This is a genomic window from Bacillus sp. N13C7 (genome assembly GCF_026790065.1).
Lineage (GTDB): Bacteria > Bacillota > Bacilli > Bacillales > Bacillaceae > Bacillus.
The window spans coordinates 137,709-152,338 of record NZ_JALAMO010000004.1 but is presented as its reverse complement, the minus strand read 5'-3'; the positions used below and the strand labels follow the sequence as shown (position 1 = coordinate 152,338).

Genomic DNA, 14,630 nt, shown 5'->3' with positions numbered 1-14,630 from the left:
CGCTTTAGAACATTTCACTGATTGTTTTTGCTTGCATGTGCAGTGCCAAGTAATCCGGTCCGCCTGCTTTTGAATCCGTGCCGGACAATTTGAAGCCTCCAAACGGATGGTAGCCGACGATAGCGCCTGTACAGTTGCGGTTGAAGTACAGGTTTCCGACATGGAATTCCTGTTTCGCACGCTCGATGTGTTTGCGGTTGTTTGTGATGACCGCGCCTGTCAAACCATATTCAGTATTGTTTGCCACTTCTAAAGCTTCATCAAAGTTTGACACTTTAGAAAATGCAACGACAGGTCCGAAAATTTCTTCCTGCATGAGTCTTGCTTTCGGATCAAGGTCAGCGAAGATCGTCGGTTTGATGAAGTATCCTTTCGAATCGTCACCAGTGCCGCCGCTTACTAAACGCCCTTCCTGTTTTCCGATCTCAATATAGCTCATAATTTTATCATAAGAACCTTGGTCGATGACAGGTCCCATATAAACATCCGCACTGTCAGGTTTTGCTGTTACTTTTGATTCTGTAATTTCAATGACACGCTCTAATACTTGATCATACACTTTTTCATGGACTACTGCACGTGAACCTGCAGAACATTTTTGTCCCGCAAAGCCAAACGCTGATGTAAAGATGGATTGAGCCGCTAATTCAATGTCCGCATCCTCATCGACAACAACCGTATCTTTACCGCCCATTTCAGCGATGACACGCTTTAAGTGCTGCTGGCCCGGCTGAACTTTCGCCGCACGTTCGAAAATTCTCGTACCAACTTCTCTTGATCCCGTAAATGTGATAAGGCTTGTTTTCGGATGGTCAACAAGGTAGTCTCCGACTTCCGCTCCGCTTCCTGGAACAAAGTTGACTACGCCCTTCGGTAACCCTGACTCTTCAAGCACCTCAACAAATTTTGCAGCGATGACAGGTGTTGCGCTGGCAGGTTTCAGAACCACTGTGTTTCCAGTAACGATTGGCGCCACTGTTGTTCCTGCCATGATCGCGAACAAGAAGTTCCAAGGCGGGATAACGACTGTTACGCCAGTCGGCGTGTACACATATTGGTTTCTCTCGCCTTCACGGCTGTTAACCGGTTTGCCTTTTGCCAGTTCGATCATTTGGCGCGCATAATACTCCATGAAGTCGATCGCTTCAGCCGTATCAGCATCCGCCTCGTTCCAAGGCTTCCCTGCTTCTTTTACAAGCAGAGCGGAGAATTCATGCTTTCTGCTGCGGACCTTGGCAGCAGCGCGGAATAGGACAGCCGCTCTTTCCTCAGGAGACGTGTAGCGCCACTCTTCAAACGCCTTCGCAGCTGCTTCAATCGCTTGCTCGGCGTGCTCTTGGGAAGCTTTTGACACTCTGCCGACAACTTCTTCTTTATCAGCCGGGTTGATGGAAACAATTTTCGCTTCTGTTTCCACTCTCTCACCGTTAATGATAAGCGGATAGTCTTTTCCTAAATATTCGCTTACGGTCGCAAGCGCTTTTTTAAACGCTTCCACGTTGTTTGGATCTTGGAAATTTGTGAATGGTTCGTGTTTGTAAGGTGTTGTCATGTTAATCTCTCCTTTTTACTTCTTTGTCATTCCTTTGAAAGCAAATGCAATGTTTGACGGACGTTCTGCAAGGCGTCTCATAAAATAGCCGTACCAATCTTCGCCGTATGGCAGGTAGACTCTCATGTTATAACCTTCTTTTACGAGGCTGAGCTGGGTTTGCGACCGCATGCCGTACAGCATTTGAAATTCAAACTTGTCATTGGCTATGCCATGCTCCTTGGCAAGCTGCTTTGTAAAGTCGATCATTTTGTCGTCATGTGTGGCAATCGCTGTATAGTGACCGTTTAAGAGCTGCTTTCGGATGATTTTTTTGTAATTTTCATCGACATCGCTTTTCTCCGGGAAGGCTACTTTTTCTGATTCTTTATAAGCTCCTTTTACAAGGCGAAGGAACGGGTGTAAAGAATCCAGATCGTCAATGTCTTTTTCCGTCCGGTACAGATAGGCTTGAAGCACTGTGCTCACATACTCGTATTTCTTTCTGAAATCTTTGAAAATATCAAGTGTTTTCTGGCATCTGACTTCATCTTCCATGTCAATGGTGACCATGATTTTATGCTTCTCCGCCGTTTGGAGAATTTTCGTCATGTTTTCATACACTAGATCCATATCTATATCGAGACCTAAAGACGTCATTTTTAAAGAAACGTGTGAGTTCAGCTGCTGATCCGCAATCGTCGCAATGGTTTGAATGCACTCTTCCGTACGCTCCCTTGCGACATCGGCGCTGTTCACAAACTCGCCTAAATGATCGACAGTAACTGACAAGCCTTGGCTGTTAAGCTGTCGAATAGTCGGGATTGAACTGTTAAAATCATTGCCGCCGATAATTTTACCCGCTGCTACCCGGCTTCCCCAGTTCCTCGCCATTTTATTGAGAAAGCCGCTTTTGGATAAAAATAAGAAAAAATCTCTTGTGATCACTTCCAACCTCAACACCCCGCAATCTAAGAAGTATTTGTATGAGTTTATTGTAAATGGACAAAACCTCGGTTCACAATATTCCCAAAATACAAAGATTCTGATAATTTTTGTGGGTTTGCCACAATCAGATAGTTAGAAAGTCGGGGGACATCTTGTCGAATAAAGGAGAAAAGGAAGCGACAAAAAACATCAGCTTCCTCCATCCTTCCACACTTCTTCAACCGTATTCATTAACAAACGATTCAATTCGGTTGTGATATCCTTTTTTTCTGCCTTCAGCGTTTTTGCCACTTCCATGATTCTTTCGATTTCTGTTTCAATGAATTGGTGAATGACATCGATTCTTGCTTCGAGGTCAAGCTCCTCGCCTCTTCTTTTCCGTTCAAGCAAGGTTTCCATTTCTGCCTTCAGTTCGGGTTCAGCAACAAGTTCATCCATCAAAACCGTAAAGTCCATTGGCGGAATGGTTCCGTGCTTTTCAATCCATTTACAGGCCAAAATAGGCCGAAGCACGTAGAAATACTTTTTGATTTTGACCTCTTGCCCTTGAAGGTAATCCTTAACGTTCCTCCTCGCCATGTTGATATAGTGATACACGCTTGCTTCAGGCTTAAATGCCTCCGTCCGCAGCTTTCTTAACTGCTCTGCGGTCGTAAAAGCTTCGTAATACACGATATCTGAGGACAGCCATTCAAGGAGCGGGGGGTTTGACTTTTTAAAGAGACGCAGCGTCTTTCTCAGCTCCCAGCCGCTGATATCCAGTAAATCGTGAATCGGTTCCTCAATGACATCCCGCTCCTGCACAATTGAAAAATACCACTCCTTTTTCGGCACATAGATAAAGCGGACATCATAATCACTATCCTGCGACGGGAATCCCCATGCGCGGCTTCCTGACTCAACGGCGTATACGATTTTAACTCCGTATGATCGCTCGATTCGTTTCAATTCATCAATGATCCTTTGTTTCATATCTATTCGTCTCCAGTCTGTTCTCATTCCGGCAGTTTGCAGAAAAAAACCGCCTGATGATGTGCGGCGGCTTTTCACATTTATCAGCCTTTAAGATGGTGCTTAAAGAAAGCAAGCTTTTCTGTTTGAAAGGCAGGGATATACTCATGTCCGAAATAGCGGTACACCTTCAGCTCTTTCTCTGTCTCCAAATGGTTGTAGGCGGCAAACACGGTAGAAGGCGGCGTGACCTTGTCAATCAGTCCGATCGACATCAGGACAGGCACCTTCACTCGGTCAGCGAGATTCATAATATCGAAATATGAAAGTGTCTTCATCGCCTGTTCTTCTGTTTCCGGGCTGCCATTTCTTCTAAAGAAGGAATTGATTTCAAGGTATGGCTGTTCAAGCGCCACATCAATAGCCCGTTCAAAGTTGCTTAAGTAAGGATAATCGGCAACCGCGGCTTTCGGAATGTCTGACAGAGCCGCTGCGGCAATCGTCAAGCCGCCGCCCTGGCTTCCGCCTGTCACACCGATTCTTGTTTCGTCGACTTCCTCAAAGCTGCTGATGACTTCAAGCGCGCGGACGGCATCCAGATAAACTCCCCGGTAATAGTATGTATCTTTATCAAGAATTCCTTTCGTCATCCAGCCCAAAGCATGACCGTGCGGAGAAATACTCGTATCCTCGCTGCTCTGCTGACCGCGGACAAGCATGCCAAATGCGGCGTAACCGTGGAGCGCCCAGTTCACCATTTCATGAATCTCACCGTCATAGCTTGCGTTGTAACCGTGATATTTGACGATCGCCGGATGCGGGCCTTTCTTGTCAGGCACCGCGTACCATCCGGCAATGCGGGCGTTTCCAAAGCTTTTATATGTGAGGCGGTACACTTTTACTCCGTCAGCAGGATAATCAACCAGCTGTAAATCAGGTGCTGCTTGGACTTTCGCAAGTTCATCCAAAGATGATTTCCAAAACTCAGAAAAATCGTTCGGAGCTGTTTTTTCAGGCTTATACGTTTGCAATTGGTCGAGCGGCATATCGAATAGTTGCATTTCCGATTATTCTCCTTTGTTTTATAAGATTTAATTTGTATTCTTATACTACCACGTTCCCGTATAATTTTCTAAATATTTTCACTCTTGTTTTCCAGGCTGTCCTCATCAAACGTTTGTTTAAGACTTTCCTGGCTCAGTACCATAAAGGCCTGAGCTGTCAGGCTGACGTAGCGGTTCTTTAAAAATACAAAGACGAGGGTGCGTGATGGCGCGGATTGTATAGATAAATAGATTACTCCCGGATCTTTATCCCTTCTGACCATATTCGGCGCCATTGTCACGCCTAACCCATTGGCCACAAGGGATTGCGCGGTTTCAATATGGCTCGTCTTAAAAGCTGTATTCGGCTTAAAGCCGCTTTCCGCACAGAGGTCGAGAACTGTCCTGCGAAAACCAAAGCCTTCTTTTAAGAGAATAAAAGGAACGTGTCTCACCATTTCAAGCGGCACACACGGCTGACGGCCTTCCTCTTCTTCAAGCGCCTTATCAATCAGCGTGATCATTTCCGGCGGCATCCACCTTTGTTTTTCTCTCGGCACTGCCAGCACAATCGGCTCCGTGAGCAAGGGTGTAATAGATAGCCGCTCATCCTCAATCGGCAAAGATAATACAGATAGATCAACCTCTCCCTTTGCCGTCATCTCCTCTAAAGAAACTGGATCTTTTTCAACTAGCTGAACCTCCACATGCGGATAGCGCGCCAAAAATTGCTTCAGCAAAGGAGGAAAGATATATCTCCCCGTTACAGCGGGAATTCCAATGGAGAGCTTGTGCCCGAGCCCCTGCGACCGCTCCTGCATTTCCCGGAGCAAGTCATCTCTGGAACGAATGATGTTCTCGGCTTTTTCAATGAAACGCCTGCCGTGAGGTGTCAGCGTAACAGAGCCGTGGGATCTGTGAAAGAGAGTAAGCCCCAGCTCAGCCTCAAGCTTTTTGATTTGCTGGCTGAGAGATGGCTGAGCGATATGAAGATGCTCCGCTGCCTTTGTAAAGCTTTGGTGCCTGGCGATTTCCGCTGCGTATTCCATCACTTTAATATCCATACAGCCTCCATAGGTTGAACCTATCGTTTTTATCATTTTTATATCTTGGACGAATCATAACAGAAGTTGCTAACATAATCCATATTAACATTTGCAAAAAAAAGGAGATGGTTTTGATGACAAATGAAACACCCTTTTCTAAAAACGCCGAGATGTATCGGGATGAGAAGGTATTTGCCGAGGGGGAAGATTTGGGGTTGATGATCAAAACGGCGGAATGCCGGGCAGAGCAGCGGGTGCTGGATATCGGAGCGGGTGCCGGCCATACGGCGCTGGCTTTTTCCCCATATGTACAGGAATGCATCGGCGTTGATGCGACGAAGGAAATGGTCGAGGTTGCATCCTCGTTTGCGCAAGAAAAAGGAGCGGAAAACATAAGCTTTCGGCAAGGAACGGCTGAGTCACTCCCCTTCCCCGACGATTCATTTGATATCGTCACCTGCCGATACGCGGCCCACCATTTTTCAGATGTTCGCAAAGCCATCACTGAAGTTGCACGCGTGCTGAAGAAGGACGGACGTTTTCTCTTGGTTGACCATTACGCGCCTGAAGATCCCAATCTTGATGAGTTTGTCAATCATTTGAACCGGCTCCGAGATCCATCCCACGTGCGGGAGAGCTCCCTATCTGAATGGCAGTCGATGTTCATCGCTAATCAGCTGGCCTATCAAGACATCCAAAAGTGGAATTTGCCGATTCAATACAAAAACTGGATCAAACGGGGTGGAACCCCCGCTGTCCGGGAAAAACAAATCATTGCCCACTTGAATCACGCATCAGACGAAGCACGCGACACGTTCTGTATTACATTAAACCGAAACGGAGAGCCCCACTCTTTTTGTTTAAAAGCGATTTTGATACAAGGGATAAAACGATAAAAAGCCGTGCGCAGCGCACGGCTTTTTACATCGGCTGATAAAGATCCCAGCCAATTTTTAATGTCTCAACAATGTAATCGGCAACCTCTTCCGGGGAGAGGTTGTCTGTTGCCACTTTTGAATTGTGCTTGTCATAAATGACTTTTCTTTCATTAAACAGCTGTTCCATTTCATCCATTGAACGGTTATGCAGTACAGGACGGCTCTCGATCAATAAATCCGCGCGCTGCTTCCAGTTCTCCCATGACAGGTCCAGATGAAGCACGAGACAGTTTTCCAGACAGCACTTTCTAATTTCCTCTTGTTTAAAAGATCCGCCGCCCAGAGATACGATTTTGAATCGTTTATGATGGCAGATGTCTAAAATATATTCCTTCTCCGTTTTCCGGAAAAAGTCTTCTCCCTTTTTCTCAAACATCTCAGGAATTGACATATTGAAATCCTTTTCGATCTCTTGGTCAATATCGATAAAATCTCTATATAATTTTTTCGCGACCAATTGGCCGATTGTTGTTTTTCCTACACCCATGAATCCGATCAGGACGATATTTCTTTCTCTTACTGGGATGGCTCGTTTAGCGTTCATCTTCGGCGAAATCCTCCTAAGGAATGAAATTTTATATTCATTATATGCTTAATTAGCGAATATTTATATAGATAGCGGCTTTCCCGCCCTTTACTGTTCAAGCCTATCATCTTCGCTTTGCCGTTCAACCGTTTTTGCCTGAATGACATTCATTGTACAACATTCCGGCAGATATTTTAATACTTCGACGCAAAAAAGCATTAAAATCTTCTGCCTTTATGTTTTTGCCGCTGGCTCTTCGTTGGAAGGGCCTTTTTTTGTATGATAAATAGGAAGGGAGAGATGGCGATGATTATATGGATAAACGGGGCTTTTGGTTCCGGAAAAACACAAACAGCTTTCGAACTGCATAGAAGGCTGAAACCATCCTACGTGTATGATCCTGAGAAAATGGGTTTTGCGATGCGCTCCATGATACCGCCGGAGATCGCGGAGGACGATTTTCAAAGCTATCCCTTATGGCGGACGTTCAATTACAGCCTGCTTGCCTCCCTGACCGATACATACCGCGGGATCATTATTGTGCCCATGACGATTGTACATCCTGAATACTTCAATGAGATCATCGGCAGACTCAGACAGGACGGCAGAACCGTTCACCATTTTACGCTGATGGCTTCAAAGGAAACCTTGTTAAAACGGCTGCGCACAAGAGCGGAAGGAAAAAACTCATGGGCAGCCAAACAAATTGACCGCTGTATTGAGGGATTATCATCACCAATCTTTGCGGACCACATTGAAACAGACAGCCTGTCGATTCAGGATGCGGCAGAAGCCATTGCCGCGAGAGCCAATCTTCCATTAGACCCTGACAAGAGGGGCAGTCTCCAAAGGTTCACTGACAGATTACTGATAAAGCTGAATCATATCCGCTTCAAATAAAGACTGCACACACAAAAGCCCGCTCTGAGAGCGGGCTTTCTTTATCTTATTTCCACCAGTCATCAAACATAGACGCCGGAACCTGACGTTTATGTTCAGTTATGCTGTAGCGTTTTTCCAGCGCTTCTGACACTGTCGCTGATACTTCTTTCCCTTCGAGATAATCGTCAATCTCCTCGTAGGAAATGCCAAGCTCTGTTTCATCCGCCTGCTGCGGTTTATCGTCGAGCAGATCGGCAGTTGGTTCTTTTAAGTATAAGCGTTCCGGTGCACCCAGCTCTTTCAGCAGGCTTCTTCCCTGACGCTTCGTCAATCCAGTCAGCGGCAGGAGGTCCGCTCCGCCGTCACCGTACTTCGTAAAGAAACCAGTCACAGCCTCAGCGGCATGGTCAGTGCCAATGACAAGAAGGCCTTCTTGTCCGCCGATCGCGTATTGAGCGATCATTCTTGTTCTTGCTTTTACGTTTCCTTTATTAAAGTCAGTCAGCTTATCGCCCGTTTCCTGCTCATATTGATCAGAAAAAGCGCTGACGGTCGATTTAATATCGAACTTCCATGATTTGTCCGGCTTAATGAACTTCAAAGCAAGCTGGGCATCGTCTTCATCCTGCTGTGTGCCATGCGGAAGACGGACCGCGATAAATTGAGCGTCTCCGCCCTCCTCGCGAATGCGTTCCACCGCAAGCTGGGCAAGGCGCCCCGCAAGAGTTGAATCCTGTCCGCCGCTGATTCCCAATACAAAGCCTTTAGCGCCGGTTTTCTTTACATATTGTTTTAAAAAATTGATTCGGTCCTCAATTTCTTGCTTTGGATCAATTGAGGGCTTTACATGTAATTCACGCATAATCTTTTCCTGCATGCTCATCCCAATCATTCCTCCTGTACAGTTTCGCTGTTACTTATTTGATCATTTCCCCTAATTGATGAAAATGAATCATGCCAGTTATGTATCCCTATTAAATATAGCACAGGTCTTCATTCACAGTGAACAAGAGAGATCAGCTGACTTCCACGCGTATAGACGTGACACTTTCGCCATTGCACTTTCCTTTTTCGATTGGGCAGGAAGAAAACGCGACAACCAAATCCATTTCTGCCCGAAGCCTTACATAATCACCGGCATTCGAAAGCGGCGTTTCCACAGACAAGTTCCCTTTCTCATCAAGGACAGTATTCATAAAAATCGCAAACGGATAATGCATGTGAGGCTTCGGCACGCCAAACTGCTCAAGCGCACGGTTCATATTGTCATAGCACGTATCCTGAAACTCATCCTTTTGCTTGCCGTATAAGAGCCTGTTCATGTCAGGACGGCAGGCGGGAAGTAGCAGATCATGCTTGCCGACCGTATCCTCAATCAGCGTCAGCATCGGTTTGTACAGATTCGAGTAGATATGATCGTTGACTTTCACATGAATGGAGTGATTTGCATCAATTGTCGCGCCCTGATCGAGGTGCTCATAAAAATCCTTGGCATGGTACGCGACAAAATCAGCAACCTGCTGCCCTTCAACATCAACCACCTTCAAAATCTGCCCCTTTTTCAGTTTCAGCCCAAGCCCTTTCTTCGGCTCCACGATATATTGCTGTGTCATCGGCTCGCTCCTTTTTTCATTAGTATGAGCGTCCTCCGCCTTCTCCATGTAAAAAGAGGCAAAAATCCGATGTATATAAGCTTCGGGCGGGTCGCAATCTAACCTTAGATAAAAGGGGTTGAAATGATTATGAGTCAAACAAAAAAAGATCAGCAAAAAGGAAATCTAGCCTGGTGGCAGCTGTCATTAATCGGGATAGGATGCACAATCGGAACAGGATTTTTTCTCGGTTCCAGCATTGCAATAGTCAAAAGCGGCTTTTCCGTTCTGCTTTCATTTCTAATTGGGGCGATCGGCACGTATTTTGTATTCGAGCAGCTTGCCAAGCTGTCGGCAAAGCAGCCTGAAAAAGGCTCGTTTTGTGCGTATGCGCGAAAAGCGTTTGGCAGGTGGGCCGGCTTCAGCAACGGCTGGGTGTACTGGTCATCAGAAATGCTGATTACCGGAAGCCAGCTGACAGCCATTTCGTTATTTACGAAGCACTGGTTTCCTCAGGTGCCGCTATGGGTATTTGCTTCAATCTACGCGGTACTTGGGCTACTGATTATCTTTACCGGGCTGTCTGTTTTTGAGAAGACAGAAAACGTGCTGGCGGTCATCAAAACAGCCGCTATTTTTATGTTCATTGTCATTGCCATCCTGGCATTATGCGGCATCCTGTCCGGCGGAAGGCCCGATGTACAGGTTCCAAATAAGACGAGTGAGTTTTTCCCATATGGTGCCATGGGGCTGTGGACAGGCTTAATCTACGCGTTTTACGCATTTGGCGGAATTGAAGTCATGGGGCTGATGGCGGTTCACTTAAAAAAACCAGAAGAAGCGTCTAAATCAGGAAAACTGATGCTGGCGACGCTGGCGATTATTTATATTATTTCGATTGGACTGGCCTTGCTGCTTGTTCCATTACACAGGTTTACTGAGCAGGACAGCCCGTTCATTACGTCATTAAAAGGATATAACCTTGAGATCATCCTTGATATATTTAATGGGATTTTTATCATCGCCGGATTCTCGACCCTCGTTGCTTCGCTTTTTGCCGTTACGACATTGCTTTGTACGATGGCTGATGACGGTGACGCGCCAAAATGCTTTACCTTAAAGGAAGGCAAAAAAATATGCTGGCCGGCACTGGGACTGACGTTTGCGGGGCTTGTCCTATCCATCATTCTGTCTTTAGTGCTGCCCAAAAACATTTATGAGCACATGACGACTGCTGCGGGGCTTATGCTTTTATACACTTGGCTGTTTATCCTGTTCTCCAGCAAAAAGCTGACTGATCCTGAAGGAATGGGAAAAACGCAAATATATTTAGCGATGGTTCTGATTGCAGCGGCTGTATCCGGTACACTGTTTGAAAAATCAAGCCGGCCCGGTTTTTTTGTGAGCATTGGTTTTCTCGTGGTCATTGCCATCGTTACCATGATTTATCAAAAAAAGCAGGGACATAAAGACAGCCCTGCAAGCCCGTGATTTATTTCATTTTGTTGAACATGTTTTTTAAATAAGAAAACGGGCACTTTGATACCTGTTGTTCGTCGTCACGGAGGAAATACTGTTTCCATTCACGGTTATCCTTTCCTCCATACCAGCCTAAATGCGGATGAACAGGGGCTTGATCGTAGGCTTTTAACCGGGAGCGGATCAGCCTGCTCATGTTGCGGCCAAATGCGGTTGATCCATTTAAGTCATCAAACACCCATCTTGGCTGAAACGTGATCATAAAATAGGGAAAGCTACGGCTTCGTCTCGCCTCATGCCCCGGTGTAGCACACAGAATAAAGTACGGCTCACCGTCAAAACAAAACTCCCATTTATAATGCTCGGGATCGGCCGGAATGTCTTCCGGCCACTCTTTTTTGTCTTGATGACTCAGTTTATTTAAAAAGCTCCAAAACAGCTCTTCATATGCTTCAATCGAATAATGCTCCGCCAAGTCTTCCGGAGTATCAAACAACACAACGAGGGATGCGTATTTTCCCGTGTCCCGCGATATCCTGCCGTACTCCGCAAGCAACGGAGCCAGTTCCTCCGCTGTACGGTTTTCCCGCGGATCTCCGGCAAAAGCAATCCGAAGCTGATCAGTCAGAAACGCCTGGCGTCCGGGAATGCACGGAAATGTATCCGCGTCGTCCGCCAGAGTTTCTGCCAGCAGCTCAAAAGCGATTCTTTGCCATTCAGGAAGCTCTTCTTGCATACGTTCCAGAAAACTTTTGGTGTAAATCCCCTTCACCATTGATCCACCTCCAGTATCGTCTGAATACTATATTAAAACTGGAGGCGTCGGGTGACTGTCCTTCATGAATCAGCCCAATAACTGTTTGATGCCCTGATAACCGAAGTAAAAGCCGAATACAAGAAGGGATATACCTGCAATTCCGGTTAATCCTCTCAAGAGCTTCTCATGAAGCAGATTTCTGAACATGCTGGCTGTAATAGCCATGCAAAAATCCCAAATTAATATGCCGATCATGATGCCGGAGCTATAGATCAGAAGCTCATTCATATTGTAGGCCTCTGCTGTTTTCGCAAGAATGCTTCCGTAAATTCCAAGCCAAAAAAGGATGCTCAAAGGATTTGAGAGTGAAATAAGAAAACCCGAAGTGAACGTTTTCCTGTATGACGGTTTTCCCCGCGAGCTTCGCACATCCATCGGTTCTCTAACATTTTTCAGTGTTTCAATTCCGGTATAGGTCAGAACAAAAAAGCCGAAGAGCCACAAAAATGTTTTCACGAATGGAGCGGTCAAAAACTGTGACAGCCCGAAATAGATAAAAAGCATGTACAGTCCGTCCGCTGTCATGGCGCCTAAACCAAAAATCCATGCATGCCAAAAACCGTTTTTAATTCCTTTGTCTATTTGCGCCGCATTCACTGGTCCCACAGGCGCAGACAAGGACAGTCCCAGCACAATATAGCTCAAAAAAATGTTCACCGGCCCGTACTCCCTTCTCTTACGTAACTTGTACAATTTATTCGGGAACGGGCCAAGCTATGCACAATTTTGTTACTGTTTCAGACGTTTAAGCTCTTCCTCCATAATATCGGCAGCTTTGCCTACGAAGCTGAAAATGAGTTCCAGTTCCTCTTCCGTATACTCGCGGCACAAATCCATCGTCGACTCTGACAGAGAGCGGAACAAATCCTTCACATGTTTTTTCGAGGCTGTCAACGGAACGATGATAACTCTTCTGCGGTCGTTCGGGTCCTTTTCACGAGCCACATACCCCGCTTTTTCCAGCCGGTCAACAAGCGCCGTGACTGAACCCGTGCTGAGGCCCGTCTTTTTCCCCAGCTCTCCGGCCGTCATCGGTCCCGCTTCATTTAAGATGTCAGCTGATTTCAAATCGGTGGGAAATAGACCGAGAGCCTGAGCGGCTGCCTGATGAAACAGAACCGTTCTCGTGCCCAATTTCCGAAAAAGCTGAACGGCAGTCTTTTCCAACTCACTTCTGGAATTTCTTGTTGACAACTGACAGTCCTCCCTATAGAATCAAATTTATCTTGATAATCGAGATATTTAACGATCAAACTATTATCATGATAGCAGAACTTACATAGAAAAGTAAGAGGAGGTAGAGCAAATGGACACCACATCAGCAAAACAGGCTTCCACTAAATTTGTGGTCCTCGGTCTCCTGCTGGGCATCTTGATGTCTGCAATGGACAATACGATTGTTGCGACCGCAATGGGCAGCATCGTAGCGGATCTTGGGAGCTTTGATAAATTCGCTTGGGTGACGGCATCCTATATGGTGGCGGTCATGGCTGGAATGCCGATTTACGGAAAGCTTTCCGATATGTACGGCCGAAAACGCTTTTTCCTGTTTGGACTTATTTTTTTCTTAATCGGGTCGGCTTTATGCGGAATTGCACAGACGATGAATCAGCTGATCATTTACCGGGCCATTCAAGGGATTGGAGGCGGGGCGCTCCTGCCGATTGCCTTTACCATTATCTTTGATTTGTTCCCGCCGGAAAAACGCGGAAAAATGTCCGGCATGTTCGGTGCTGTATTCGGATTATCAAGTGTTCTTGGGCCGCTGTTAGGCGCGATCATTACAGATGCGATCAGCTGGCACTGGGTGTTTTACATTAATGTGCCGATCGGTGCATTGTCATTGTTTTTCATTATTCGCTACTACAAAGAATCTTTGGAGCACAGAAAACAGAAAATTGACTGGGGCGGTGCGATTACATTAGTCGTATCTATTGTATGCCTGATGTTCGCCCTTGAGCTTGGCGGCAAAACATACGATTGGAATTCCATTCAGATCATTGGCCTGTTTATTGTATTCGCCGTTTTCTTCATTGCCTTTTTTATTGTGGAGAGAAAAGCGGAAGAGCCGATTATTTCTTTCTGGATGTTTAAAAACCGTTTGTTTGCCACAGCGCAGATTCTCGCATTCCTGTATGGCGGAACATTCATTATTTTAGCGGTATTTATTCCGATTTTCGTTCAGGCGGTATACGGCAGCTCAGCGACGAGCGCTGGCTTCATTTTGACGCCGATGATGATTGGGTCAGTCATCGGGAGCATGATCGGCGGGATCTTCCAAACGAAGGCAAGCTTCCGCAATTTGATGCTGATATCTGTAACGGCTTTCTTTATCGGCATGCTGCTTCTATCCAACATGACGCCTGACACAGCACGGGTTTGGCTGACCGTCTTTATGATGATTTCAGGATTTGGGGTAGGCTTTAACTTCTCCCTGCTTCCGGCAGCATCAATGAATGATCTTGAACCTCGTTTTCGGGGGTCGGCAAACTCTACAAATTCATTTTTGCGGTCATTCGGGATGACCCTGGGCGTCACTATTTTCGGAACGGTGCAAACAAACGTATTCACAAACAAGCTGAGCGACGCCTTCAGCGGCATGAAAGGCTCAGCGGGCTCTGGCGCCGCGCAAAATATCGGCGACCCGCAGGAGATTTTCCAAGCAGGAACACGCTCCCAAATTCCTGAGGCGATCCTCAATCGCATCATTGACGCGATGTCATCAAGCATCACATATGTCTTTTTGCTCGCTTTGATTCCGATTGTCCTCGCGGCAGTTACCGTTTTGTTTATGGGTAAAGCCAGAGTAAAAACAACAGCGGAAATGGAGAAGAAAGCAAATTAACAAAAAAGCAGTACATGGCTGGCATGTACTGC

Annotated in this window: 15 protein-coding genes; 4 read left to right on the top strand and 11 right to left on the bottom strand. The window is 46.2% G+C overall.

Features of this window, described 5'->3' with window-relative positions; genetic code table 11:
- Nucleotides 1-4: 4 nt before the first annotated feature.
- From pruA to MOB98_RS04565, 5 genes are all read right to left on the bottom strand, one after another.
- Nucleotides 5-1,552 (bottom strand): L-glutamate gamma-semialdehyde dehydrogenase, encoded by a 1,548-nt coding sequence (pruA, locus tag MOB98_RS04585; protein ID WP_268360083.1) that lies wholly within the window; start codon nucleotides 1,550-1,552, stop codon nucleotides 5-7.
- A 15-nt stretch (nucleotides 1,553-1,567) separates the two neighbouring features.
- Complete coding sequence (putB, locus tag MOB98_RS04580; RefSeq protein WP_268360120.1) at nucleotides 1,568-2,479, bottom strand: proline dehydrogenase PutB; 912 nt, start codon at nucleotides 2,477-2,479, stop codon at nucleotides 1,568-1,570.
- 189 nt (nucleotides 2,480-2,668) lie between these two features.
- Nucleotides 2,669-3,451, bottom strand: a complete 783-nt coding sequence (locus MOB98_RS04575; protein WP_268360084.1) for a nucleotidyltransferase domain-containing protein — start codon at nucleotides 3,449-3,451, stop codon at nucleotides 2,669-2,671.
- 83 nt (nucleotides 3,452-3,534) lie between these two features.
- The gene (gene cah / locus MOB98_RS04570; RefSeq protein ID WP_268360085.1) at nucleotides 3,535-4,491 is read right to left on the bottom strand and encodes a cephalosporin C deacetylase; all 957 of its coding nucleotides are present in this window, start codon (nucleotides 4,489-4,491) and stop codon (nucleotides 3,535-3,537) included.
- Nucleotides 4,492-4,562: 71 nt separating this feature from the next.
- Nucleotides 4,563-5,537, bottom strand: a complete 975-nt coding sequence (locus tag MOB98_RS04565; protein WP_268360086.1) for a LysR family transcriptional regulator — start codon at nucleotides 5,535-5,537, stop codon at nucleotides 4,563-4,565.
- 116 nt (nucleotides 5,538-5,653) lie between these two features.
- Between MOB98_RS04565 and MOB98_RS04560 the strand changes: the two genes are divergently transcribed.
- Entirely contained in the window at nucleotides 5,654-6,415 is a 762-nt protein-coding gene (locus tag MOB98_RS04560) for a class I SAM-dependent methyltransferase (RefSeq protein WP_268360087.1), read from the top strand.
- Between the two features lie 25 nt (nucleotides 6,416-6,440).
- On the opposite strand, the gene MOB98_RS04555 is transcribed toward MOB98_RS04560, so the two are convergent.
- A complete protein-coding gene (locus MOB98_RS04555; protein WP_268360088.1) occupies nucleotides 6,441-7,001 on the bottom strand; it encodes a shikimate kinase in 561 nt (186 codons plus the stop codon).
- Nucleotides 7,002-7,289: 288 nt separating this feature from the next.
- Between MOB98_RS04555 and tmrB the strand changes: the two genes are divergently transcribed.
- Nucleotides 7,290-7,883 (top strand): tunicamycin resistance ATP-binding TmrB, encoded by a 594-nt coding sequence (gene tmrB, locus MOB98_RS04550; protein WP_268360089.1) that lies wholly within the window; start codon nucleotides 7,290-7,292, stop codon nucleotides 7,881-7,883.
- A 46-nt stretch (nucleotides 7,884-7,929) separates the two neighbouring features.
- Here tmrB and nadE read toward each other — a convergent pair whose 3' ends face one another.
- Together nadE and MOB98_RS04540 are read right to left on the bottom strand one after the other, a co-directional pair.
- Complete coding sequence (nadE, locus tag MOB98_RS04545; protein ID WP_268360090.1) at nucleotides 7,930-8,748, bottom strand: ammonia-dependent NAD(+) synthetase; 819 nt, start codon at nucleotides 8,746-8,748, stop codon at nucleotides 7,930-7,932.
- 133 nt (nucleotides 8,749-8,881) lie between these two features.
- Entirely contained in the window at nucleotides 8,882-9,478 is a 597-nt protein-coding gene (locus MOB98_RS04540) for a DUF1989 domain-containing protein (RefSeq protein WP_268360091.1), read from the bottom strand.
- A gap of 129 nt (nucleotides 9,479-9,607) precedes the next feature.
- On the opposite strand from MOB98_RS04540, the gene MOB98_RS04535 reads away from it, so the two are divergent.
- Nucleotides 9,608-10,948 carry an amino acid permease gene (locus tag MOB98_RS04535; RefSeq protein WP_268360092.1) on the top strand — a complete coding sequence of 447 codons (1,341 nt, stop codon included), beginning with the start codon at nucleotides 9,608-9,610 and terminating at the stop codon, nucleotides 10,946-10,948.
- Between the two features lies 1 nt (nucleotide 10,949).
- Here the strand turns inward: MOB98_RS04535 and MOB98_RS04530 are convergent, their stop codons facing one another.
- The 3 genes from MOB98_RS04530 to MOB98_RS04520 all read right to left on the bottom strand — a co-directional run bounded on the left by MOB98_RS04530 (nucleotide 10,950) and on the right by MOB98_RS04520 (nucleotide 12,947).
- Nucleotides 10,950-11,711: a YqcI/YcgG family protein gene (locus MOB98_RS04530; protein WP_268360093.1), complete on the bottom strand. Its 762-nt coding sequence runs from the start codon at nucleotides 11,709-11,711 to the stop codon at nucleotides 10,950-10,952.
- 69 nt (nucleotides 11,712-11,780) lie between these two features.
- A complete protein-coding gene (locus MOB98_RS04525; RefSeq protein ID WP_268360094.1) occupies nucleotides 11,781-12,410 on the bottom strand; it encodes a LysE family translocator in 630 nt (209 codons plus the stop codon).
- Nucleotides 12,411-12,482: 72 nt separating this feature from the next.
- Nucleotides 12,483-12,947 carry a MarR family transcriptional regulator gene (locus MOB98_RS04520; RefSeq protein ID WP_268360095.1) on the bottom strand — a complete coding sequence of 155 codons (465 nt, stop codon included), beginning with the start codon at nucleotides 12,945-12,947 and terminating at the stop codon, nucleotides 12,483-12,485.
- Between the two features lie 112 nt (nucleotides 12,948-13,059).
- Between MOB98_RS04520 and bmr3 the strand changes: the two genes are divergently transcribed.
- Complete coding sequence (gene bmr3 / locus MOB98_RS04515; RefSeq protein ID WP_268360096.1) at nucleotides 13,060-14,598, top strand: multidrug efflux MFS transporter Bmr3; 1,539 nt, start codon at nucleotides 13,060-13,062, stop codon at nucleotides 14,596-14,598.
- The last annotated feature ends 32 nt before the right edge of the window (nucleotides 14,599-14,630 follow it).

Excerpts from the sequence above, each read along its gene's own strand:
- pruA (WP_268360083.1), bottom strand. The coding sequence starts at position 1,552 with ATGACAACACCTTACAAACACGAACCATTCACAAATTTCCAAGATCCA.
- MOB98_RS04575 (WP_268360084.1), bottom strand. The coding sequence starts at position 3,451 with ATGAAACAAAGGATCATTGATGAATTGAAACGAATCGAGCGATCATAC.
- cah (WP_268360085.1), bottom strand. The coding sequence starts at position 4,491 with ATGCAACTATTCGATATGCCGCTCGACCAATTGCAAACGTATAAGCCT.
- MOB98_RS04565 (WP_268360086.1), bottom strand. The coding sequence starts at position 5,537 with ATGGATATTAAAGTGATGGAATACGCAGCGGAAATCGCCAGGCACCAA.
- MOB98_RS04560 (WP_268360087.1), top strand. The coding sequence starts at position 5,654 with ATGACAAATGAAACACCCTTTTCTAAAAACGCCGAGATGTATCGGGAT.
- MOB98_RS04555 (WP_268360088.1), bottom strand. The coding sequence starts at position 7,001 with ATGAACGCTAAACGAGCCATCCCAGTAAGAGAAAGAAATATCGTCCTG.
- tmrB (WP_268360089.1), top strand. The coding sequence starts at position 7,290 with ATGATTATATGGATAAACGGGGCTTTTGGTTCCGGAAAAACACAAACA.
- nadE (WP_268360090.1), bottom strand. The coding sequence starts at position 8,748 with ATGAGCATGCAGGAAAAGATTATGCGTGAATTACATGTAAAGCCCTCA.
- MOB98_RS04540 (WP_268360091.1), bottom strand. The coding sequence starts at position 9,478 with ATGACACAGCAATATATCGTGGAGCCGAAGAAAGGGCTTGGGCTGAAA.
- MOB98_RS04535 (WP_268360092.1), top strand. The coding sequence starts at position 9,608 with ATGAGTCAAACAAAAAAAGATCAGCAAAAAGGAAATCTAGCCTGGTGG.
- MOB98_RS04530 (WP_268360093.1), bottom strand. The coding sequence starts at position 11,711 with ATGGTGAAGGGGATTTACACCAAAAGTTTTCTGGAACGTATGCAAGAA.
- bmr3 (WP_268360096.1), top strand. The coding sequence starts at position 13,060 with ATGGACACCACATCAGCAAAACAGGCTTCCACTAAATTTGTGGTCCTC.